Annotated in this window: 27 protein-coding genes and 1 pseudogene; 9 read left to right on the plus strand and 19 right to left on the minus strand. The window is 76.0% G+C overall.

Annotated elements, in window-relative coordinates:
• Nucleotides 1-2 precede the first annotated feature (2 nt).
• The gene (locus F1641_RS13235) at nt 3-590 is read right to left on the minus strand and encodes a hypothetical protein (protein ID WP_194906318.1); all 588 of its coding nucleotides are present in this window, start codon (nt 588-590) and stop codon (nt 3-5) included.
• Nucleotides 587-928, minus strand: a complete 342-nt coding sequence (locus tag F1641_RS13240) for a PadR family transcriptional regulator (RefSeq protein ID WP_309225597.1) — start codon at nt 926-928, stop codon at nt 587-589. The genes F1641_RS13235 and F1641_RS13240 overlap by 4 nt, the downstream gene beginning before the upstream one ends.
• A gap of 104 nt (nt 929-1,032) precedes the next feature.
• On the opposite strand from F1641_RS13240, the gene F1641_RS13245 reads away from it, so the two are divergent.
• Nucleotides 1,033-1,374, plus strand: a complete 342-nt coding sequence (locus F1641_RS13245) for a DoxX family protein (RefSeq protein WP_206691170.1) — start codon at nt 1,033-1,035, stop codon at nt 1,372-1,374.
• A 39-nt stretch (nt 1,375-1,413) separates the two neighbouring features.
• Here the strand turns inward: F1641_RS13245 and F1641_RS13250 are convergent, their stop codons facing one another.
• Entirely contained in the window at nt 1,414-1,989 is a 576-nt protein-coding gene (locus F1641_RS13250; RefSeq protein WP_194906328.1) for a MarR family transcriptional regulator, read from the minus strand.
• Nucleotides 1,990-2,133: 144 nt separating this feature from the next.
• On the opposite strand from F1641_RS13250, the gene F1641_RS13255 reads away from it, so the two are divergent.
• Complete coding sequence (locus tag F1641_RS13255) at nt 2,134-3,081, plus strand: NADP-dependent oxidoreductase (RefSeq protein WP_194906330.1); 948 nt, start codon at nt 2,134-2,136, stop codon at nt 3,079-3,081.
• 4 nt (nt 3,082-3,085) lie between these two features.
• On the opposite strand, the gene F1641_RS13260 is transcribed toward F1641_RS13255, so the two are convergent.
• From F1641_RS13260 to F1641_RS13280, 5 genes are all read right to left on the minus strand, one after another.
• Nucleotides 3,086-3,937 (minus strand): VanZ family protein, encoded by an 852-nt coding sequence (locus tag F1641_RS13260; protein WP_194906332.1) that lies wholly within the window; start codon nt 3,935-3,937, stop codon nt 3,086-3,088.
• Nucleotides 3,938-4,018: 81 nt separating this feature from the next.
• Entirely contained in the window at nt 4,019-5,272 is a 1,254-nt protein-coding gene (locus tag F1641_RS13265; RefSeq protein ID WP_194906334.1) for a SpoIIE family protein phosphatase, read from the minus strand.
• Nucleotides 5,251-5,583, minus strand: a complete 333-nt coding sequence (locus F1641_RS13270) for an Lsr2 family protein (protein WP_194906336.1) — start codon at nt 5,581-5,583, stop codon at nt 5,251-5,253. The genes F1641_RS13265 and F1641_RS13270 overlap by 22 nt, the downstream gene beginning before the upstream one ends.
• A gap of 84 nt (nt 5,584-5,667) precedes the next feature.
• Nucleotides 5,668-6,447 (minus strand): hypothetical protein, encoded by a 780-nt coding sequence (locus F1641_RS13275; protein WP_194906338.1) that lies wholly within the window; start codon nt 6,445-6,447, stop codon nt 5,668-5,670.
• A complete protein-coding gene (locus tag F1641_RS13280; protein WP_194906340.1) occupies nt 6,444-7,022 on the minus strand; it encodes a saccharopine dehydrogenase NADP-binding domain-containing protein in 579 nt (192 codons plus the stop codon). The genes F1641_RS13275 and F1641_RS13280 overlap by 4 nt, the downstream gene beginning before the upstream one ends.
• A gap of 77 nt (nt 7,023-7,099) precedes the next feature.
• On the opposite strand from F1641_RS13280, the gene F1641_RS13285 reads away from it, so the two are divergent.
• Entirely contained in the window at nt 7,100-7,825 is a 726-nt protein-coding gene (locus tag F1641_RS13285) for a GH25 family lysozyme (protein WP_194906342.1), read from the plus strand.
• A gap of 230 nt (nt 7,826-8,055) precedes the next feature.
• Here F1641_RS13285 and F1641_RS13290 read toward each other — a convergent pair whose 3' ends face one another.
• The 3 genes from F1641_RS13290 to F1641_RS13300 are packed head-to-tail and all read right to left on the minus strand — an operon-like array spanning nt 8,056 to nt 9,595.
• Nucleotides 8,056-8,577, minus strand: coding sequence for a flavoprotein (locus F1641_RS13290; RefSeq protein WP_194906345.1), 522 nt, complete (start codon nt 8,575-8,577; stop codon nt 8,056-8,058).
• Complete coding sequence (locus F1641_RS13295; RefSeq protein WP_194906347.1) at nt 8,574-8,945, minus strand: hypothetical protein; 372 nt, start codon at nt 8,943-8,945, stop codon at nt 8,574-8,576. The genes F1641_RS13290 and F1641_RS13295 overlap by 4 nt, the downstream gene beginning before the upstream one ends.
• A complete protein-coding gene (locus tag F1641_RS13300; protein ID WP_194906349.1) occupies nt 8,942-9,595 on the minus strand; it encodes a hypothetical protein in 654 nt (217 codons plus the stop codon). Before F1641_RS13300 ends, F1641_RS13295 begins: the two co-directional genes overlap by 4 nt.
• A gap of 403 nt (nt 9,596-9,998) precedes the next feature.
• Here F1641_RS13300 and F1641_RS23305 point away from each other — a divergent pair, with 403 nt between their 5' ends.
• Nucleotides 9,999-10,859 carry a DUF4253 domain-containing protein gene (locus F1641_RS23305; RefSeq protein WP_194906351.1) on the plus strand — a complete coding sequence of 287 codons (861 nt, stop codon included), beginning with the start codon at nt 9,999-10,001 and terminating at the stop codon, nt 10,857-10,859.
• Between the two features lie 374 nt (nt 10,860-11,233).
• Here the strand turns inward: F1641_RS23305 and F1641_RS13310 are convergent, their stop codons facing one another.
• From F1641_RS13310 to F1641_RS13320, 3 genes are read right to left on the minus strand one after another with little or no spacing between them, the layout of a single operon-like run.
• Nucleotides 11,234-12,307, minus strand: a complete 1,074-nt coding sequence (locus tag F1641_RS13310) for a hypothetical protein (RefSeq protein ID WP_194906352.1) — start codon at nt 12,305-12,307, stop codon at nt 11,234-11,236.
• A 32-nt stretch (nt 12,308-12,339) separates the two neighbouring features.
• Nucleotides 12,340-12,945, minus strand: coding sequence for a hypothetical protein (locus F1641_RS13315; RefSeq protein WP_194906353.1), 606 nt, complete (start codon nt 12,943-12,945; stop codon nt 12,340-12,342).
• Nucleotides 12,942-13,610 (minus strand): bifunctional 2-polyprenyl-6-hydroxyphenol methylase/3-demethylubiquinol 3-O-methyltransferase UbiG, encoded by a 669-nt coding sequence (locus F1641_RS13320; RefSeq protein WP_194906354.1) that lies wholly within the window; start codon nt 13,608-13,610, stop codon nt 12,942-12,944. The genes F1641_RS13315 and F1641_RS13320 overlap by 4 nt, the downstream gene beginning before the upstream one ends.
• A gap of 55 nt (nt 13,611-13,665) precedes the next feature.
• Here F1641_RS13320 and F1641_RS21670 point away from each other — a divergent pair.
• Nucleotides 13,666-14,580, plus strand: a pseudogene (locus F1641_RS21670) (phosphotriesterase).
• Here F1641_RS21670 and F1641_RS13330 read toward each other — a convergent pair.
• The 4 genes from F1641_RS13330 to F1641_RS13345 form a co-directional block, all read right to left on the minus strand.
• Nucleotides 14,543-14,944, minus strand: a complete 402-nt coding sequence (locus F1641_RS13330) for a hypothetical protein (RefSeq protein ID WP_194906355.1) — start codon at nt 14,942-14,944, stop codon at nt 14,543-14,545. The pseudogene F1641_RS21670 and the gene F1641_RS13330 sit on opposite strands and share 38 nt — an antisense overlap.
• Nucleotides 14,935-15,729 (minus strand): hypothetical protein, encoded by a 795-nt coding sequence (locus tag F1641_RS13335; protein ID WP_194906356.1) that lies wholly within the window; start codon nt 15,727-15,729, stop codon nt 14,935-14,937. Before F1641_RS13335 ends, F1641_RS13330 begins: the two co-directional genes overlap by 10 nt.
• Before the next feature lie 86 nt (nt 15,730-15,815).
• The gene (locus tag F1641_RS13340; RefSeq protein WP_194906357.1) at nt 15,816-15,989 is read right to left on the minus strand and encodes a hypothetical protein; all 174 of its coding nucleotides are present in this window, start codon (nt 15,987-15,989) and stop codon (nt 15,816-15,818) included.
• 483 nt (nt 15,990-16,472) lie between these two features.
• Complete coding sequence (locus tag F1641_RS13345) at nt 16,473-17,279, minus strand: PP2C family serine/threonine-protein phosphatase (RefSeq protein WP_255514711.1); 807 nt, start codon at nt 17,277-17,279, stop codon at nt 16,473-16,475.
• A gap of 86 nt (nt 17,280-17,365) precedes the next feature.
• On the opposite strand from F1641_RS13345, the gene F1641_RS13350 reads away from it, so the two are divergent.
• The 4 genes from F1641_RS13350 (at nt 17,366) to F1641_RS13365 (ending at nt 19,592) form a co-directional block, all read left to right on the plus strand.
• Nucleotides 17,366-17,977, plus strand: coding sequence for a nucleotidyltransferase domain-containing protein (locus tag F1641_RS13350; protein WP_206691172.1), 612 nt, complete (start codon nt 17,366-17,368; stop codon nt 17,975-17,977).
• A 268-nt stretch (nt 17,978-18,245) separates the two neighbouring features.
• Nucleotides 18,246-18,419, plus strand: a complete 174-nt coding sequence (locus F1641_RS13355; protein WP_194906360.1) for a hypothetical protein — start codon at nt 18,246-18,248, stop codon at nt 18,417-18,419.
• Between the two features lie 52 nt (nt 18,420-18,471).
• Nucleotides 18,472-18,717 carry a hypothetical protein gene (locus F1641_RS13360; protein WP_194906362.1) on the plus strand — a complete coding sequence of 82 codons (246 nt, stop codon included), beginning with the start codon at nt 18,472-18,474 and terminating at the stop codon, nt 18,715-18,717.
• Nucleotides 18,714-19,592 (plus strand): phosphotransferase, encoded by an 879-nt coding sequence (locus tag F1641_RS13365; RefSeq protein ID WP_194906364.1) that lies wholly within the window; start codon nt 18,714-18,716, stop codon nt 19,590-19,592. Before F1641_RS13360 ends, F1641_RS13365 begins: the two co-directional genes overlap by 4 nt.
• A gap of 172 nt (nt 19,593-19,764) precedes the next feature.
• Here F1641_RS13365 and F1641_RS13370 read toward each other — a convergent pair whose 3' ends face one another.
• Nucleotides 19,765-20,133 (minus strand): VOC family protein, encoded by a 369-nt coding sequence (locus F1641_RS13370; RefSeq protein WP_194906366.1) that lies wholly within the window; start codon nt 20,131-20,133, stop codon nt 19,765-19,767.

A 20,133-nucleotide genomic window follows, 5' to 3' on the forward strand; every position in this document is an offset into this window, starting at 1 on the left:
GGCTACTCGGCGGGGGCGCTCGTCACCGACGTGGCGCTCCCGACGGTCCCCGGGCCGAGCGTGCCCACCTCCTCGACCGAGAGGAGCAGCGCAGCAGCCAGGGCCATGAGCAGGAGCGTCGCCGAGGCCACCGCGACGGCCGCCCAGCAACGCCCCTTCCGCGCACCCGGCCTGCGCAGGTGCACGGCGGCTGTCACGAGCGAGGCCACGGCCAGCGGGATGCTGACGAAGGGGATGAAGAACACCGCCGACGCCACGATCGCCGTGATGAGGGCGACCAGCGAGGTGGTGTCGCTGGCCGGCGCCACCGCCGCCGGGGACGCCACCGATGACGACGTCGGTGGCGCCGGCAGCTCTGCGCGCGTCGCCTGGGCGGCGATGGCCTCCACCGGACCCAGGTCTGCGAGTACCCGCCGCACGTCGGCGGTCTCCACCGGGGCGCCGTCGCCGAGCGCCTCGTCCAGGTGCTCGCGCACGCCGTCGAGCACGTCGGCGCGCTCGCGGGGGTCGGCACCGGCCAGGGCGCGCCCGAGGTCCGAGAGGTAGGCGTGCACCAGCGGGTGGATGACGACGGCGGGGCGCGGGCTCATCGGGTCTCCTCCAGGACTGCGCGGACGTCTCGCTGGAACGGCTCCCAGGTGGCCTCGAACGTGGCGAGCGCCTGGCGCCCCTGCTCGCTGAGGCGGTAGTAGCGCCGGGGCGGTCCGCTGTCGGACTCCCGCCACTCCGTCTCGACCAGCTCTGCCCGCCGCAGCCGCGCGAGGAGCGGGTAGAGCGTCCCCTCGCTGTCGAGCAGGGTCTTGTGCCGGCTGAGGCGCGCCGCGAGGTCGAGCCCGTAGGTGGGCTCGGCCCGGAGGTGGGCCATGACGCAGTGCTCCAGCACCCCCTTGCGGAGCTGCGTGAGCACGCTGTCGGCGGCGGTGGTCACGGCGCCGAGGCTAGGGCGACACGAGGTTGCAGTGCAAGGTACCGATCGGTGCAACGCCCGAGCGAACGGCTGCCGTGGACCCCCGCAGCGCGCACGATGGGGCGGTGAGCACCGCCGCCGTCGCCCTCAGCCTCCTGCTGGCCGTCGTCATGGTCGGGTCGGGGATCGCCAAGCTGGCGCGGGTGCCCGCCGTGGTGGGCTCGGTGACCGGTGTCGGGTGGCCGGGGGAGCGGCTCTGGGTGCTGGCGGCCATCGAGTTCCTCGGCGCAGCCGGCCTGCTCGTGGGCCTGGCGGTGCCCTGGGTGGGGGTCGCGGCGGCGGTCGGGGCGGTCCTGTACTTCCTCGGCGCCGTGGTCTCGCACGTGCGGCTCCGCCAGTCACCGGCGCAGGCGGCCGTGCCGCTGCTCCTGGCGGTCGGGACCCTCGTGGTGCTGCTGCTGGCGTGAGCCCAGCCGTCCCGACCTGCCGCACCCGGGCGGGCGGGGCTACGCGTCGCGCGGGGGAGCGGTGGCCCTGCTGCGACGGCGGGGTGCGGCGGAGCGCGGCGGGACCGAGCGCATGTGGTCGCGCACCCGCCCGAGCACGTCGGCCAGCTGCGCCACGTCGCTGCCGTCCAGCGGGGTGAAGAGCAGGTCGCCCAGCACGGCCACGTGACCCGGGAAGACGTCGTCGAGCACCGAGCGCCCCTCGGCGGTGATGGTCACCGTGGTGCCGCGCTCGTCCTCCACAGACGGGGCGCGGGTGGCCAGGCCGCGCTTCTCCAGGAGCTGCGCCTGGTACGTCAGCCCGCTGCGGCTGTAGACGACGCCGTCGGCCAGGTCCGTCATGCGGGCGCTGCCCCCCGGAGAGTCTCCGAGGGTGGCCAGCAGCTGGAACTGCACGTAGCTCAGCCCGCCCGCCTCCTGCAGCTGCTGCTCGACGGAGTGCCGCAGCAGGCTGCTCACCTCGATCAGGGCGAAGTAGGCGCCGAGCTGCGCTCCGTCGAGCCCGCGCGACGGCGACGACGACGGCGATGACGGCGACGACGGCGATGACGGTGGCGGCGGAGGTGTCGAGCTCACGGGGCCACCCTAGCCAGAACTGCGAACTCGAAGCACTTGCTTCATTTTCGAAGTACCCCTATGGTCGTCCCAATGCTTCGAATCCGAAGCACCAATGACGCAGGGAAGGTCGAGACCACCGTGGTGCACCAGGAGCAGCAGACGATGACGGCAGTGCGGTTCCACCAGACCGGGGGCGCTGACGTGCTGCGCCTCGAGCAGGTCGAGGTGCCGGTCCCCGGCCCCGGGCAGGTGCGCCTGCGCGTGGCCGCCTCGGCCTTCAACCCGGCCGACGGCGGCATGCGGGGCGGCTTCCTCCCGATCCCGGTGGCGCTGCCGCACGTCCCCGGCTACGACGCCTCGGGCACGGTGGACGCCCTCGGTGACGGCGTCGCGGCCGCGACGGGTCTCGCGGTGGGAGACGCGGTGGTGGCGTTCCTGCCGATGACCGCCGACGGTGCGGCGGCGCAGTACGTCGTCGCTCCCGCAGACGCGCTGGTCGCCGCGCCGACGAGCATCCCGCTGGCTGACGCGGCGGGGCTGCCCTCGGTCGCCCTCACCGCTCACCAGGCGCTCTTCGAGCTGGGCCGCCTCACCTCCGGCCAGCGCGTCGCGGTCAACGGCGCGGGCGGGCCGGTGGGCCTCCACGCCGTGCGCCTCGCCCGGCGGGCCGGCGCCCGCGTCGTCGCCACAGCCAGCCCGCGCAGCCGCGCGGCGGTCCTGGCGGCGGGGGCGGACGAGGTGGTCGACCACACCACCACTCCGCTGCTGCAGGCGCTCACCGAGCCGGTCGACGTCCTGCTCAACCTCGCCCCGGTCACCGAGGCCGACTTCGCCGCCCTCGCCACGCGGGTCCGCGACGGCGGGGTGGTCGTCTCCACCACGCCGGTGGTGGCCACCCCGGACGACCCGGCGCGCGGCGTCCGCGGCGCCACCGTCTACGTCCACCCCGACGCCGAGGTGCTCGCCGAGCTGGTGGGTCTGGTCGACAGCGGGGAGCTCCGCGTCGACGTCGCCGAGCGCGTGCCGCTGGCGGAGCTGGCCGACCTGCACGCCCGCTCCGACGCCGGGCGGGTCCACGGCAAGGTCGTGGTCGTCCTCCCGGCGCTCTGAGGGGTCAGCCCTGCGGCAGCGGGCGTGACCACACCCGCAGGTCGGAGCCCTCGACGGGCTGGGCGTCCGCGGAGGCGCCCGCCGCGTCCGTGGACGCGTCGTCGCCGGGCGCGACGACGCCGACCTGCCACCCGGTGCCGTCGGCGAGCTGCACCTCGCTGACGACGCCGGTGGGGGTGTCCGCGGCCAGCGAGCTGGTGCCTCCCTCGGTGTCGAGCACGCACACCGAGCCGTCGGCCCCCGCGTACGCGCTGCCGTGGTCGGCGAGCTGCGTCGTGGCGAGCGTCGGCGGCTCCGCGCACGCGTCCACCAGGGGTGCGGGGGCGGGGGTGGTGGCCGTGGAGACCAGCGCCCCCGCCACCAGCACCCCTGCCAGGGCGCCGGGCACGAGGCGCCGCACCGGCAGCCGGCGCGACCCGCCGCGCCGGCGGCGCTGCCACAGGAGCGCCGCTCCCGTGAGCCCCAGGCCCAGCAGGGCCCCGACGGTGTTGTTGAGCAGGTCGTCCACGTCGAACGACCGCCACGCCCACCCCGCGGCCAACGAGCCGAGCAGCTGCCCGGTCTCGATGACGAGCGTGACGCCGACGCACGCGAGCAGCAGCCACTCGTAGCGCCAGCGCACCACCAGGGGCAGGAGGACGCCGAACGGGACGGTCATCAGCACGTTGCGCTGCGCCTCCCACCCACCCAGCAGGTCCGGTCGCGACAGCGAGAGGTCCAGCGGGACGACGCCCACCGTGCCGGGCCTCGGGTCACCGGGCAGCGGGAGGAAGGCGACGCCGACCAGCACCACGAGGTACAGCGCGAAGGCGACCGCCGCGACCCTGCGCACAGCCGGGGAGCGCAGGTCTGGCACGCCGTCCACCCTCACACGCACCTCCGGCCGAGCCCGTCACCGGGGCGGGTGTGTCGGGCAACAGCAGCGCCCGGGCCGGGGTCAGCTCGCGAAGGGCTCGGGCAGGCGGTTCGGGCCGGCCTCGGCCGGGCGCGGCGCGTCCTCGGGGTGGGCGCGCACCGCCAGCACCGCGACGTCGTCGGCGCCGCCGCCGGCGGGCACCCGCTCCAGCAGCGCGTCGCACAGCTCGTCGAGCGGGAGGTGGCCCAGCTCGCCGAGCGCCCGCTGCAGCCGCGCGGTGCTGATGGCGAGGTCCTCCCCGCGCCGCTCCACGAGGCCGTCGGTGTGCAGCAGCAGCGTCGAGCCGGTGGGCAGGTCGACGACGTGCTCGGTGCGACCGGTCTCGGGGTCGACGCCCAGCAGCAGGTCGGAGGGCCGCTCGAGCACCTCGACCACCCCGTCGGGGTGGCGCAGCAGCGGCGGCGGGTGTCCCGCGTTGGACCAGCGCAGCCGGCGCGCACCGGTGACGGGCGCGTCGGGGATGCGCTCGATCCGCCCGAGGACGGCGGTCGCCACCGCGTCGAGAGCGAGCCCCCGGGCGGCGTGGTCGACGCGCGTCAGCGTCGCCGCCGGACCCTCGTCGACGGCCCACGCCAGGGCCCGCACCAGCCCGCGCAGCTGTCCCATGCGGGTGGCGGCGGCGACGTCGTGCCCGACCACGTCGCCGATGACCAGCACGGTCGCGCCGTCGGGCTGGAGGAAGGCGTCGTACCAGTCACCCCCGACGTGGGCCTGCTCCGCGGCGGCCCGGTAGCGCACCACGAGGTGCAGGTGGTCGGGCTCCGGCGGGTCGGTGAGGAGGGCGCGCTGCAGCTGGTCGGCGAGCTGGCGCTGCGTCGCCGCGTGCTGGCGGGCCTCCTCCAGCGCCCGCGCCTGGGCGGCGGCCGCGCGCAGGTCGGTCAGGTCGCGGAAGGAGACCACCACGCCGGTGCAGGTGCCGTCGTCCTCCACCGCGGGCACCGCGACGAGGTCGATGACGACGGGGGTCCCGTCGGCCCGCCAGAAGACCTCCTCGGGTGACCTGACCACCTCACCCGTGGTCAGCGCCTGCCACACCGGACAGCTCTCGTAGTCGCGCGGGGCGCCGTCGAGGTGGCTGTGGTGGATGAGGGAGTGCTGGTCGCAGCCGACCTGCTCGGCCGCGGAGTAGCCGGTGATCCTGACGGCGGCGGGGTTGACGAACTCCACGCGCCCCGACGCGTCGAGGCCGTAGATCCCGTCGTCGACGGTGTCGAGGACCTTCTGCGCCAGCGCGAGGGTCCGCTGCTCCGGACTCAGGCGAGTGAGGCCTTCCACTGCTCCACGACGGCACCGGGGATGCGGCCGCGGGCCGGGACCGCGACGTCGTTCTCCCCGGCCCACGCGCGGATGGCCTTGGCGTCGCTCGCCGCTCCCGCGGAGGGAACGCCCGCCGCGCGCCGCGAGGATCCTCCCGTGGTCTTCGTGGCGTGCCCGATGTAGAGGCTCAGCGCGTCGGCCAGCTTGGCCTTGTTCTCGGGAGAGAGGTCGATGACGTACTCGGTGCCGTCGAAGGAGAAGGTGACGTGCTCGGCGTCGGCGGAGCCGTCGATGTCGTCGGTGACCTGCTCGATCGTCCTGACCGCCACGGTGGCTCCTCGGGTGGGGAGGGATGGGAGGCGGCTGGGTGCCGCTCGGTCACCCTAGGGGAGCGGTGATCTCGCGCGACCCGCTCAGGTGGTGCGCAGGGTGAGCTCGGGCGTCGACAGGTGCCGCGAGGCGCCCGGCCCGAGGGCGACGGCCGGGGTGACGACTCCCGCCAGCACGGACCCCCGCTCCGACTCGGCCATCTCCAGTCCAAGCGCCACGAGCAGCGCGGCCGTCGCGGTGTAGCCGGGGTGCCCCGTCCCGTGCAGGCTCGCCGCGCCACGCTGACCGCCGGGTCCCACCGCTGTCGCCGTCACGGTCCACCGCCACCCGTGCAGGGCCGCCGGGCGGGGACCGGTCCCCGCTGCCGGGAGCCGGCGCCGCACCACCCGCGCGAGCCGGGTCCTGACCGGCAGGGGCAGGTGGACGACGACGGCGAGCGCGCGCTGGGCCCCCGCCAGCAGCGCCTGCGGCACCGAGCGCAGCAGGGCTCCCGGACCGCCGGCGGAGCCGTGGTCGATGCCCTCGCGGACGCGGGCCGGGGCGTGCGGCACGCCCTCCTCCCGGGCGAGCAGCGCCGCGGTGCGGTGGAGCACCGGCGGGTCCAGGAAGGCCACGGGCACTGCCGGGCCGAACAGGCGCCCGCCCCCGCGGAAGGGCCGGAGCCGCAGGGGGCTCACCCGCCGCACCGCGGCGGCAGCGGTGCCGTCGTCCGGGCCACCGGTGGGGAGGAGGCCGGCGGGGTCTCCCACCACCGTCGCGCCCGGGTCCCCGAGGATCTCGACGACGCTGGCCAGGGTGCCCGCGGAGACCGCGTCGGACAGGGAGCGCAGGCCCGCGGGGACCTCCTCGAACCGCACGCTCACGTCCACCCGCTGCACGGGGGCACCGGCTCCCGGGCCCCACTCCCGGGTGCCGCTCCGGTGGCCGCGCGGCAGGCGTGCAGCGCCACGAGGTCGGGCGGCAGCGCCTCCCAGCCCGCCAGCTGCACCACCTGGCAGCCTGCGGCGCGCGCCCGCTCGTGGAACCCGTCGACGACCCGGCGCAGCAGCGGCAGCTCGCCCGAGAGGTCCGCGTAGTGGGCGCCGGCGCGGACGCACGCACCGATGACCGCCGGGGCCGTCTCGGTGTAGGGGCCGACCGCGTTGAGAAGCACGCGCGTGCGCACCGCGAGGCGGGTCAGCGACTCGTCGTCGTGCACGTCCACCCCGGCGAGCACTTCCGGCGCGGGGTCGCACGGGGGCAGCGAGGCCACGACGTCCTCGAGCCGGCCGCGGTCGCGCCCCGCCACGGCCCACACCGGGAAGGTGCGGCCGTCGGCGCTGGCCCGCTGCTGCAGCACCGCCAGGCGCTCCGCTGCCAGTCGCCCGGTGAAGCCGGTGGCGCCCAGGAGGACGACGTCGACGTCGGGCTCCGCGGCGCGCGGTGCGTGCTCGTCCACCTCTCGACGCTACGTGCGCCCGGGCCGGCGGGCGCGGCGTGGACTCGCTCAGTCCGTGCGACCGCCATGATCGCGGGGTGCAGCAGCCGGCCGCGTCTCGCTCGCCCCGCCCCGCTCCGGCCCGGCGGTGGCGGTGGGTCGCGGCGGCCGTCGTCGTCCTGCTCGTGCTGGGGGTCGTGGCCGCGTGGTTCCTGCTCGCGCGTCCGGGACTGCGCGACGGCGAGGTGCACGGCGTCGACGTCAGCAGGCACCAGGGCGCGATCGACTGGCCCGCCGTCGCCGCCGACGGCATCTCGTTCGCCTACATCAAGTCCAGCGAGGGCAGTGACCTGACCGACGTGCGCTTCGCCGAGAACTGGGACGCCGCGGGCCGGGCCGGAGTCGAGCGCGGCGCGTACCACTTCTTCACGCTGTGCCGCCCGGGCGCCGAGCAGGCGGAGCACTTCCTGCGCACCGTCCCGCCGGACGCCGCGGCACTGCCGCCCGCCGTCGACCTGGAGATCGCCGGCAACTGCAGCCAGCGCCCCGACCCCGAGGCGGTCCGCGCCGAGCTCGACGCGTTCCTCGCGCCGGTCGAGGCGGCGTGGGGGCGCCAGGTGGTGCTCTACGTCGGCGAGGACTGGGAGGGCGAGTACCCGGTGCTCGACGGCTCGACGCGGCCGGCGTGGCTGGTCAGCTTCGTCGGCCGTCCCGACCGCCCGTGGACGGTGTGGCAGCACAGCTGGTGGGGCCGTGTCGACGGCGTGGAAGGGCGCGTCGACCTCGACGTCGCGCGGCTGGACGAGCTGGACCGGCCCGCCTGACGCGGTTCGGGGTGCTCCGCAGATGCGCCCCTTGGGAGTGGTCGGACGGTCACTCTGAAGGGGCTACTTCTCGGAGCGCGCCGTTCTGAGGTCCGCCGCCACGGCGGGCCCCCGTAGCGGCCACCGCCCCTGGAAGGGGCGCCGGTCGCGGTTCGGGGTGCTCCGCAGATGCGCCCCATGGGAGTGGTCGGACGGTCACTCCGAAGGGGCCACTTCTCGGAGCCGCGCGGTCAGCCCAGCTCGCAGCGCTCGATGACCGCCTCCCACCACTGCTCGACGTGGGCCCCGCCGTCGTCGTCACCGCTGTCGTTGCCGACCTCGGGCCACAGCAGGTGGACGCCGTACGACTCCAGCCGGCGCCGGCTCTCCTGCGCCACCGGGTGCGCGAGCAGCGCGGTGTTGAACGACGGGGCGACCACCACGCGGCTCCCGAGCCCGACGGCCTCGGCGGCCACCGCCGTCACCAGGGTGTCCGCGATGCCGGCTGCCAGCTTGTTCACGGTGTTGAAGGTCGCCGGGGCGACGCAGACGGTCGGCCGGCCCTCGGGCAGCGGGCCGCCGGCGTTCAGCAGGGGGTGTCCGGTCGCCTCGACGACGGCGACCTCGTCGAGCCAGGGCAGGGCGTCGGGGGAGGCGCCGACCCAGACCTCGGCGCCTCGGCGGCGGGCAGCAGCCAGGCCGTGGTGCAGCGAGCGCAGCGGGCTCGACGCGGTGACGAGCAGCAGCAGCCGGGGAGACGACGACCCGCTCACCGGTAGAAGGTCATCTGCTCGACGTCGGGCAGCTCGTCGAAGGTCCGGTCGTCGACGGGGGCCAGCTCCAGCTCGCTGAGCCGGTCGTCGTGGACGAACAGGAGCAGGAGCGCCCCGTCAGCGCCGGCCTCGAGGACCACCTGCGACTCCCACGGGTCGGTCTCGGAAGTGCCCGTCGGCCGGAACCGGATCGAGGGGCAGGTGCCGCACCCGCACCCTCCGACCACCCGCACCTCGGGCACCTGGGTCAGCCAGCGCCGGCGGTCCTCGTCCGAGGGCGGGTCGTCGTCGACCCCGCGCTCGACCATCGCGACGAGGACGGCCCGCTCGCGCTCGGTGAGGGGCCGGCCTCGTCCAGAGGTGCTCACCGGACGTCGACGACGATGCGCTGCGGGTCGCTCAGCGGCAGCACCCGGTACTCGGTCGCGTCGTCGTCGAGCCCGAGCAGCACCTGCGCCTGGCCCTCCCAGGCGCCGCCGACGTAGACCTCCTCGACCAGGCCACCGCTGCCGGCGACGGTGCCCGTGAACGCCGGCCGCCCCGCCGAGTCGGTCTGGCCGTCGCTGCCGTTGGCGATGCCGGTCACGTTGAGGTTCAGGTACCTGTCGCCGTCGACGTCCAGCACCTCGCCCGAGGCGTCCTGCAGCGGCTGGTCGACGGCGGTGGCGAACCACCCCGCCTGGTCGCCCGCGTCGCCCTGGACGTCGATGACCACGCGCTCGTAGCCGTCGTGCTCGCCGGTGCGGACCCCCGTGACGGTCGCCTCGCCCGATCCCGGGGACTGCCCGTCCTGGCCCAGCAGCACGAAGTCCGCCTCACCCTCGCCGGTGGACGCTGACGCCGAAGACGCTGTGCCGGTCGGGGAGGCGCTGGACGACGTCGGCGCGCTGGCGCTCTCCGTGGCGGTGCTCAGCGGCGGACCGGCCGTGGTGGCGGTGTCGTCGGCGGACGAGCCGCAGCCGGCCAGGGCGACGGCGCCCAGCAGGGCCACCGCGGCGGCGGTCGAGGGGTGGCGCACAGGGGTCTCCGTCGTCCGGGCCCGCGACCGGTCGCCGCGAGGTCGTGCACCCATCGTCGTCCCCCGGGGACGCGCTGGCACCACGATCGCCGGTCCGGCCGAGGGGAGCGGCGGACGAGCTCGACGACTACGCGCCGTCGGTCGGCCTGGTCTTCTCGCCGCCGCTCCCCGCGCCGGGCGACGCGCCGGCCCCCTGAGCCGGGTGGGTGCCGAGCACCAGGGCAGAGCGGCTGTCCCTCGCGGCGTCGTCCGCCTCGACCGCTGCGACCAGCTGGTCGCTCGACGCCGTGTGCAGCCCCTGGAGCGCCGCGTCGACGCGCGCGCGGTGGCCTGCCCGCAAGGGACGCGCCGCGGCGGCGACCGGGACTCGTACCGGTCGGCACGCCGTGGCTACGGTCGGCAGGTGCCTTCCTTCCTGACCCGACTGCAGACGGCCCTGGCGGGGCAGGCGTCCGCGGGGACGCCCGGCGCCGTTGTGCCGGCGCCCGTCGACGAGCCCGCGCCCGTCGTCCCCGCCGACCTGGCGGACCTGCTGCGGAGGGTCCCGACGGCCGGAGAGCCCCGTGCCGTCATCCTCGGCGCCGACGGCGAGACCGTCGCGAGCTGGGAGCTGGCGGTCGAGCCCGGGGCGGCGGCGCCGCAGCTGTGCGAGGCGCTGGTCCGTGAGCCGTCCGGCTGGCTGCCCGTCGTCGTCGACGACGAGTGGGTGGACGCGCTCACGGAGGTGCCGCAGCCGCCCGACGAGCTCGCTGATCTCGACGTCGAGGACGGACCGCTGCTGCTCGACCGGCGCTGGCAGACGGCCCACGACCGCGCGCTGCGCGAGGAGCGCTCAGGCATGCACCGCGGGACGACGCCCGCCGCGACCGTCGACGCCGTCACCCGGGCCGTGGTCGAACGGCCGGACGCCCTCGACGAGGGCGCCGTCGCCGTCGTCCGCGCCGACGGCGCGTGGCAGCTCCCCGCCGTGCTCGGGTGGGCACCGGTGGACGCAGGGCTCAGCGCCCGCGACCTGTCGGTGGTGCTGCAGTACTGGGAGGAGCAGTGGGGCGCGCGGGTGGCGGCCCTCGGAGCCCGCTCCCTCGTGCTGCGCCTCGACGACCCGCCGGCGACGGACGACGACGCGCTCGCGGCGGCGCAGGAGGTCCTGGCCGTGGCGCCGGCGCTCCTCAGCGAGGACCTGGTCGAGCCGCTCCCGCGGGCCGCCGAGCTGCTGGCGCCCGTCCTCCTCGGCGCCGGCTGGTGGCACGTCCACCTCGGCTGACCCCGTCACCAGCTGAGCCGGTCGAGGTGGCTGCGGCCCGACAGCGCGTCGGTCATGCGCCTGCGCGCCTGCTCGCGCTGACCGGGCTGCGTGCAGCGTCTGGCCCGGCAGCCGCCCCGAGACGCACCACGGTCCGTCGGGTCCCTCGCCGAGGGCGAGGACCCGCGCGTGCGGCACCTCGCTGCCGGTGAGCAGCTGCAGGACCCTCGCCTCGTGGCGGTAGGCGTCGCGGAAGCGCCCCTCGCTGGTGCGGACGACGAGCTCGTCACCGACCCACACCCGGCTGACCCACCCGGCCCCCGCGGTGTAGCGGCCCGTCGTCGGCAGACCCGCCGCGGCCAGCACCCTGCGGAGGGCGGGGTCGGGCGCAGGCGTCACCGCGCCTCGGCGACGACGTCGGAGCGCTCCGGCGGAGCGAGCGAGGGGCTGCGGAGCGCGGCGCACACCGCGAGCACCGCGGCCCCGAGCACCAGACCCCCACCGACGATCGGCAGCCCGTCGTAGTTGATGTACGCCCCAGCAGGTGCGGTCACCACCATCCCGAGCCCACCGCCCACGAGGACGGGGATCGCCAGCAGCTGGGGGACCAGCGCCAGCAGCGCTCCGGAGCCGAGCAGCACGGCGACGGCGGCAGCGGTCCGCCGCGGCGAGCCGTCGCGCTCCCGTGCGGCGGCGAGCACGAGCGGTGCCGCGGCGACGACCAGCGCCACCGCCGCGGCCCTCGGGGAGTCGCCGACCTGCCAGGAGGAGCCCTGCGGCTCGAGGAGGAGTGCGAGCGCCGCCACCGGGAGCAGCAGTGACGAGGCAGCTCCCACCGCGCTGCGGGCGAGCAGGACGCCGACGACGGCCGCCACCCCGGCCAGTGCCAGCGCTGACACGAGGTTCGACGCCGCGAGACCCGCCGGCACCCATGCCGCGTACCGCTCGGAGGCGAGGCCCTGGGCGGAGAGCACCGGCAGCGTGCCGGCTGCTGCCGCGCCGGCCGCGAGCAGGGAGAGCCGGCCCCTCGCGCTCGACGGCGTCGAGGCCCGAGGCAGCAGCCCCAGGAGGCTGGCGACGACCGCGGCGGCGCCCGTCACGAGCAGCAGCTCGGTGGCGACCAGCACCACCGAGCCGTCGTCGACGGTGCGGCCGAGGGTGGCGTTGGCGACCACGAGCGCCGCGGCACCGCCCAGCCACGCGGCGGTCGCGACCCGCCGGGGCAGGGCGCACAGCGCGACCGCCAGCCCGCACGCCACCACGACGAGTCCCGCCAGCCGGGCGTCGTGCGCCACCAGGGCCAGCTCGTCCTCACCGGGCATCTCCGCGGTGTGCCTGGGGCCGAGCGCCCTCGCCTCGGCGGCCTGCACCGCCGCCATCGAGGTGGACGCGAGGGCCCAGGCGGCAGAACCGGCGGCCGCGACCACCGCACCCGCAGCGGCAGCGGCCCGACCCCGGAGGTGATCCACGGCCTGAGTGTCCTGACGAGCCGCCGGCCGCGTCAACGGGTGGTGCGTCCGCGGCGGAAGGGGCCGTCGAGGTCGTCGTCCGGCGCGGGCTCGGGCAGCGGCGTCACTGCGCCGCCGGGCGCCGGTGTCGGCCTGGGCGGCGAGGTCACCTCGAGCATCGCGCTGGCGACCTCGGTGGGGAGCCCGACGAGCGCGAGGCGCTCGCCGGAGGCCAGACGCGCCACGGGGTGCTCGTCGTACCGCCCGGGCGGGCCGACCTCCACGACCTCCGTCCACGGCACCGAGCGCGTCCGCCACGGCGCCGACCTGACCACCAGGGCGTCAGGGGTGACGCGGGTCTGCGGTGGCCAGCGCGTCCACGCCGCGAGGAGCAGCAGGATGACCGTCCCCGGGGAGGTCAGGGTGTCGAGGAGCTCCAGGAGGTCCCAGCGGACCAGGGCCACGACCGCCGAGACGCCGGTGCCGACCAGCACGACCACCACGACCCCCGCGAGCACCGCGATCCACACCCGGCGCGCACGGCTGCGGCGGCCGGTCCCGCGCACCTGGTCGCCGAGGGTGGTGCCGTACACGCCCCGCCAGGCGGCGTACCCGTCCTCGGGGCCGCGGTCTCCGGTCACGGCCGTCCTGTCGGTCACCGCCCGATCCTCTCGCCCCCGAGCTCGGGGGCCGTCCACACCGCCACGTAGCGCCAGAAGAGCGCGCGGTGGATGCGCACCCCCGGCAGTTCCTGGCGCATGACCGACGCGACCTCGTCGAAGGTCTCGGCGGGCGCCTTCGTGGGAGCGGTCATGTGCTGCGGAGGTGCGCTCGCGGTCCGCGGGTGCCGGAGGAACCCGATGAGCGGGTTGAGGACGAGCGAGAGCAGAGACAGGGGGCGGTCGGCGGCGACCTCGCGGTAGGCGCCCACCACCACGAGTCGCCCCCGCGGACGCAGAGCCGACCGCACGGCCTGCAGCGCGGTGTCCAGCGGGAGGTGGTGGAGCACCGCGACGAGGGTCACGAGGTCCGCCGAGCGCTCGGGAAGGGTGGTGAAGGGCGCGTGCTCGACGACGACGTGCGGCAGGTCCGTCAAGGCTGCCGCAGCGGTCGCCGCCGTGGGGGCGTCGGCCTCGATGCCGTGGACCGCGGGCATCACGGGAGCGAGGGACCGCAGCAGGTGCCCGGTGCCGCACCCGACGTCCACGGCGAGGGTGCCCCCGGCCCGCCGCACGCGCCGAGCGTGGAGCAGGACCAGCGGGGTGTACAGGTCGTTGTGCGACCACGGGTGGCGGGCGTTGAAGCGGTCGAGCGCAGCGAGCACCCGGTGAGTGTGCTCGTCGGGGTGCGACGCCGTCGTCCCTCCCTAGGCTCGCCCGATGGCGGTGCTGCACACGACCCTCGGCCCCCGCACCGCGGACGAGGTGGGCCTGGTGCTGCCGCACGAGCACGTCCTGGTCGACTTCCGGCTACCGGACGCGCAGCCTCCTGCGGCCGTCGACCCCGGAGCCGTCGTCGCTGTCATGGCGCCCGCTCTGCGGGCCGCGGGTGACGTCGGGGTGACCGCGGTGGTGGAGTGCACGCCCCACGGCCTCGGACGCCGGGCCGAGGTCCTCGCCGCCGTCAGCCGAGCCGCAGGGGTGCCCCTGGTGCTGGCGACGGGCATCTACCGAGAGCCCTGGGTCCCGCGCTGGGTCTAAGACGCCAGCGACGCCGAGGTCGAGGCCTTCGTGGTCGGCGAGCTCGTCGACGGCGTCGACGGCACCGGGGTCCCCGCCGGGTTCGTCAAGGTCTCCGCGGGCGACGACGGCCTCCGCCCGGTGGAGGAGCGCATCCTGCGCGCTGCGGCACGAGCGGCTGTCCGCACCGGCGCCCTCATCGGCTCGCACACGGTCGACGGGCGCGTCGTGCTGGAGCAGCTCGACGTCGTCGCCGAGGAGGGCCTGGCTCCCGACCGCTTCCTGTCCATCCACACCCAGGCGGTCGCCGACGCCGGTCTGCGGCAGGCGATCGTCGACAGGGGGGCGTGGATCGAGTACGACCACGTCGGCCAGGGCGACGACGCCGACGCGCTCGCGCTCGTGCTGACCTCGTTCGCCGCGGGCCACGAGGCGCAGCTGCTCCTCTCGCACGACGCCGGGTGGTACGACCCCGCGCTGCCGGGCGGAGGCACCCAGCGGCCCTTCACCACCCTGACCGCGTCGTTCCTCCCGGCGCTGCGCGCAGCCGGGGTGGGGGAGGACGTGGTCGTCCGGATCACCCAGCGGAACCCGTTCGCCGCGTTCGCCCGCTGAGGTCCGGTGTGCGCCGTCGTGCTGCGCGGCGCACCAGCCAGCCGTGCAGCACGACGTTGAGCAGCGCCGGCACGTACAGCAGGGCGAACTGCACCCCGTCGGACCACCAGGGCGTCGGGTGCTCGTAGGCGCTCTCCGGCAGCACCGGCCCGACGAACTCGTCGTACGCGTTGAGCAGCGACCACGGCAGCTCGAGCGGGACCAGCGGCAGCGCGAGGATGCCGGCGCCGATGTTCGCGCCGCCGTCCGGGTCGCTGACCAGGAGCATCGTCAGCGTCACCGCGGTCAGCCCGACCACGACGACGGCGTGGACGACCAGCAGCGGCGACAGGTACCAGCGCCGAGCGACCACGGTCAGTCCCACCCCTGAGCGGGGGCCCTGCGGCGCTGGCGGCGGTCCCAGGCGAACAGCGCGCCGACGACGGCGGTGATGCCGACGGCCGAGCCCCACACGCGCGGGTCGGCGAGGGCGAGCGACGGCCCCGCGGTGCCCCCACCCGTGCCGCCGGAGCCGCCGCCGGAGCACCCCTTGCGGCCCTCGCACGCCCCCTCGGACGCAGCGCGTGCGGTGAGGAGGTCCTGCTGCACCTGGGCGAGGCTCCGCGCCCCCAGACCCTGGTCCCACTGCGAGACGACGACCGGGGTCACGGTCCCGTCGACGAGGGTGAAGAACGCGCCGTCCTGCGGGACGCCGACGAACGCGCTCTCGGTGGAGGCGAGCATCGCCGCACCCTGCTGCGGGTCGGCCAGCCACCCGGTGGGCACCGGCGGCGCGCCGGGGTCGGGCCGGTACACCCGGAGCCACCCGGCAGGGGCCCCGTCGCCCTCGACGCCGGCCACCCAGGAGTCGTACGGCTCGACGGGGGTGTCCGTCGCCTCGCCGTCGTAGAAGTCGGAGGTGAAGCCGAACTCCTGGTGGATGGTCCCGGCACGCAGCTCGGTCATCGCGTCGGTCTCCGCCGTCCGGACGCCCTTGCGGAGCTCCTCGCCGGCGAAGGCCGCGCGCACGTCGTCGGGGACCTCACCCACGGCCGTGTACCCGGCGCTCGCGGCCAGCGCGGGGGAGGCGGGAGCCAGGACGACGAGGCCGAGCGCCACCGCCAGCCAGGCGGCCGCCGCAGCGGCGGTCAGCGGTCGACGGTCCGGCACGGTGCGCTCCTCGGGGGTGGGCCTCCCCGGTGAGGCCGTCGCCAGCATGACGCGAGCGGGCCCCGATCCGTGGCACGTCGGGGAGATCAGCTCGCGCCGTGGAGCAGGAGCAGCGCGCCGAGCAGGAAGCAGACGGCCCCAGGTAGGACCACCTGCGCCCGTTGCCGCCAGGAGGACCGGCCGTCGAGTCGGTGACGGGTGAAGCCCCAGACGTTGAAGGCCGCGCCGACCACCATCAGCAGAGCTGCGATCCCTGTCATGGGGGGTGATCGTGGCCGTTACCGACACACCCGGCGACATCTGCCGGTCCTCCATCGCAGAGGAGCTGGAGGGACCGCATGGATGCGGGCGAGCCCCGACGCACCTCCGCGTGCCTGGCGGTGCGGGCTCGGTGGGCCCTAGCGTCCGGGGATGGTCCTGCGCGCACGTCGACGGGGTCGGTCGCGCTGGGCACTGGCGGCCGCTGCGGCGGTCCTCGTCGCCGTCGTGGTGGACGGGAGCTCAGGGCGGGGGCGGTGCGCGTCGGTCGCCGAGGGCGTGTCGGGGTGGGACGGGTGCACGACGGGGCTGCAGCCGGGCGTGGCCGGTGTCCTCGTGCTGCTCGTCGTCGCGGCCTCTGTCGTCCACGCCTCCAGACGGGTGCGGCGGACCCGACAGGGGCGGTGACGGCCAGCGCCACGCGGCCTCGCCCGCCCGAGTCCGGGTCTTGAGCCTCCGCCAGTGCCGGGGACGCGTCGTCGGGGCTAGATGACGTCGTCGTAGGGGTCTGGCCCCGTCCACGTCGCTGCTGCGGCGCCCACCAGCCGCGGGGGGAAGGGCAGCACGCAGCCCTCGCGGACCACGTCGACGACGACGGCCGTGACGTTGTCCGTGGCCCCGGCGCGCAGGGCGAGCTCGACGAGGCGCGCCGCGCACGGCCAGGACGCCGGCTCCTCGTCCATGACCCACTGCATCGTCTCGGTGGACAGCACCCCCGACAGCCCGTCCGAGCACAGCAGCCACCGGTCGCCGGCACGGGCCGGGTGCCGGGTCAGGGCGGGAGCGGTGTCCCCGTCGTCGGCGTCCCTCGCGCCCAGGCAGCCGGTGATGACGTGCCTCATCGGGTGCGTCTCGGCCTGGGCGTCGGTGATCTGCCCCGCGTCGACGAGCAGCTGCACATAGGTGTCGTCGCGCGTGACCTGGCGCAGCTCTCCGCCGGCGGGGCGCAGGTAGGCGCGGGAGTCGCCGACGTGCGCCAGCACCAGGTCGTGGTCGGTGACGAGCAGTGCCGTGAGCGTCGTCGCCATGCCGGCGGTCGCCGGGTGGCCGGTGGCGTGGTCGGACAGCGCGCGCTGCGCGTGCGACGGCGCTGCCCAGGACCGCTTCGGGGCTGCCCTGGACGGGCTGGTCGTCGAGCGGCTGGAGCGTCTGGATGACCAGCCCCGAGGCGACCTCCCCGGCTGCGTTGCCCCCGACGCCGTCGGCGACGAGGGCGAGGCGGCGCCCGGAGTAGCCGGAGTCCTCGTTGTTCTCGCGGACGGTGCCGCGGTCCGAGCGAGCTCCGGTGACAACAGCCACGGACATCGGTGTCTCCTGTGGTCGTCAGGTGTCGCAGTCCCAGCAGGTTGGCACAGGCGTCGGGTGGGAGCCTCTCCTGGTGCTCACCCACGACGACGTGGTCCGGCTCTACGGGCCCTGGCAGGACCGCACCCCGCGCGACGCCGCCCGCCTCCTCGACGGCTACGGGGGTGCGTGGTGGGTCGCCGGGGGCTGGGCGGTCGAGGCCTTCACCGGTGTGCACCGCGACCACGGCGACGTGGACGTCAGCATCCCGGCCGTCGACGTCCCGCTCCTGCGCGAGCACCTCGGCGAGAGGTGGCACGTCTGGGCGGCCTTCGACGGCGCGGTGCGACCCCTGGTCACACCCCAGGAGGAGCTGCCCGGGGGGTGCGAGAACCTCTGGCTCCGCCCCGACGCCACCTCCCCGTGGGAGTACGACGTCATCCTCATGACGACGCGGGGGGCGGAGTGGGTCTACGAGCGCGACGCCCGCGTCAGCCGGCCGTTGGCCGACGTCGTCTGGGAGCGCGACGGCGTCACCCACCTGCGGCCGGAGGTGCAGCTGCTGCACAAGGCGCCCGGGCGCCGCGCCGAGGACCAGCGCGACTTCGAGGTGGCAGCTCCGCTCCTCGACGACGCCGCCTCGACCTGGCTGCGCTCCGCGCTCGAGCTCGCCCACCCCGGACACCCGTGGCTGGAGCAGCTGTGACCCGAGGTCCCGAGCCAGTGCCGACTCAGACCTCGCCGCGTTGCAGCGGGCTGAGGTCGCCGTCAGAGCGCACCTGCCGCTCACCGCGCGCGTCGACCACGTCCAGCTCCTGGCGGGGTCCGACGCCCCCGGTTCGTGGTCCGTCGTGCAGGAACTGCCTCTGGCGCCGCCGTCCAGCCGCTCGTGACACGACGCGCGCGGATGTGCTTGTCGGCGGCAACTGCTGCTGCGACGATGGCGGTCACTTCACCGGGGAGGTCGGGTGCACATGAGGCACGCGGTGGCGAGGGCGTGGCGGCGGGTGCGGGGTCTCCGGGCGTGGCTGCTCAGGGACGACCTCGGTGACACCTACCCGCGCAAGAGCACCGAGGACGCTGCCCAGGGGCCGACGCCGGACCGGCACGTCAACCTCAACGCACCCCCTGGCGGCGGGGTCTTCTGAGCCTCGCCGCACGCGACGCCGCAAACCACCGGGGCAGTGCCACGCTGGACCCGTGGTCACCCCCGCGACGCTGAGCCGCCGTCCGGTGGCGCGACCCCGCGACCCCGGACGGCCGTGGCTCCTCCGCGTGGAGCTCGCCGAGGGCGGGGTGCTCGTCGTCGAGTGGACGACGACGCAGGAGACGACACCGCGGGCCGACCAGGTCGACGACGCGCTGGACGGGTCCGGCTGGGTCCTCGCCGGCCCGCTGCTCGAGGTCTCGCCCGGCACGTGGTCGATCGACCTCGTACCGGAGTGACGCCCCAGCGCGCCGCGGCGCCGCCTCCGCACGTGCTGGCGGCCTTCGGCGTCGCAGGAGTGACCGCCACCGCCCTCCCCGGTGGTCAGGGGGCCAGCTGGCTGGCGCCGCCCCTCGTGCTCAAGCCGGTGGGCAGCGACCTCGAGGCCGAGGAGGTCACCTGGCTCGCCGAGGCGCTGCCCCGGCTGAGCGGCGCGCTCGCGGAGGAGGCCGGCGTCCGCCTGCCCGCTGACGTGCCCTCTGACGTGCCCGGCCCCGGGGGCCGCTGGGTCGTGGACGGCTGGCGCGCCCTGGCGTGGGTCGCCGGCGACCCCGGTCCCGCGGGTCGGTGGAGCGAGCTGTTCGCCGCCGCCCGGGCCTTCACGGATGCCGTCGCCCACCTGCCCAGGCCCCCGTTCCTGGAACGGCGGACCAACCCGTGGGCAGCGGCCGACCGCGCCGCCTGGGACGAGGCGACGCTGGTGGTCCACCCCGCACAGGAGCCGCTGGTGGAGCAGCTCCGGGCGCTCGCGCGGCGCGGCCCGTCGCGCGCCCGTCCGTCCCAGCTCGTCCACGGAGACCTGACCGGCAACGTGCTCTTCAGCGCCGGCCTGCCTCCGGCCGTGATCGACGTGTCCCCGTACTGGCGGCCGGCGGCGTACGCGGGCGCCGTGGTCGTCGCGGACGGCCTGCTCTGGTGGGACCAGGGCGCGACTCTCATCGGCACGGCCGGTGAGAGCGGACACGTCGACCTCGTGGCGCGGGCGCTGCTGTTCCGGCTGCTGACCGACGTCGAGCGGCTGCGGAGCGCCGAGGGAGCGGTGGCGCTGCCGGCCCACGAGGCCGCCCGGTACCGGCGAGCAGCGGACGTGCTCGCGACCCGCGGCGCTGGGTGACGAGGTGACCGACCTGTGGGCGACGCTGCTCCCGCTCGCCGTCGTGGGCATCGCACCCCGCCTGCGGAGGCCGGCCCGCCTGTGATGCCTGCGTGAGCGACCGCCGCTGGCGCACCGCGAGCGCAGCGGTGACCTCGCTGTCGACCGGCAGTGCAGTGCTGACGGCGTGCGCTCAGGCGCGGTCGTGCAGGGTGATCTGGTAGCCGTCGGGGTCGGCGAAGGTGAAGGTGCGCCCGAAGGGACCGTCGAAGGGGGCGACCACCACGGTGTGCCCGTCGGCGGCGAGGGCGTCGTGGATGTCCTGCACGTCGGTGGCGTGCAGCCAGACCGCCGCACCGATGCCGGGCTGGGCGGCGGCGGACAGGTCCGTCCCCGGGGCGAGGTCGCGCACCGCGAAGGCGATGGGCGTCGTCTGGAAGACGACGGCGTGCGGGGGGCCGGCCGGTGATCGGACCAGGCCGAGGTACCGCTCGTAGAAGGCCTGGGAGGCCTGGAGGTCGCGGACCTGCAGGGAGATGAAGTCGGGGCCGGTGACCGCCAC

Source organism: Quadrisphaera sp. INWT6, from assembly GCF_015390235.1.
In the GTDB taxonomy this organism is placed as follows: domain Bacteria; phylum Actinomycetota; class Actinomycetes; order Actinomycetales; family Quadrisphaeraceae; genus Quadrisphaera.

Excerpts from the sequence above, each read along its gene's own strand:
- F1641_RS13340 (WP_194906357.1), bottom strand. The coding sequence starts at position 15,989 with ATGACAGGGATCGCAGCTCTGCTGATGGTGGTCGGCGCGGCCTTCAAC.
- F1641_RS13235 (WP_194906318.1), bottom strand. The coding sequence starts at position 590 with ATGAGCCCGCGCCCCGCCGTCGTCATCCACCCGCTGGTGCACGCCTAC.
- F1641_RS13355 (WP_194906360.1), top strand. The coding sequence starts at position 18,246 with ATGAGGCACGCGGTGGCGAGGGCGTGGCGGCGGGTGCGGGGTCTCCGG.
- F1641_RS13255 (WP_194906330.1), top strand. The coding sequence starts at position 2,134 with ATGACGGCAGTGCGGTTCCACCAGACCGGGGGCGCTGACGTGCTGCGC.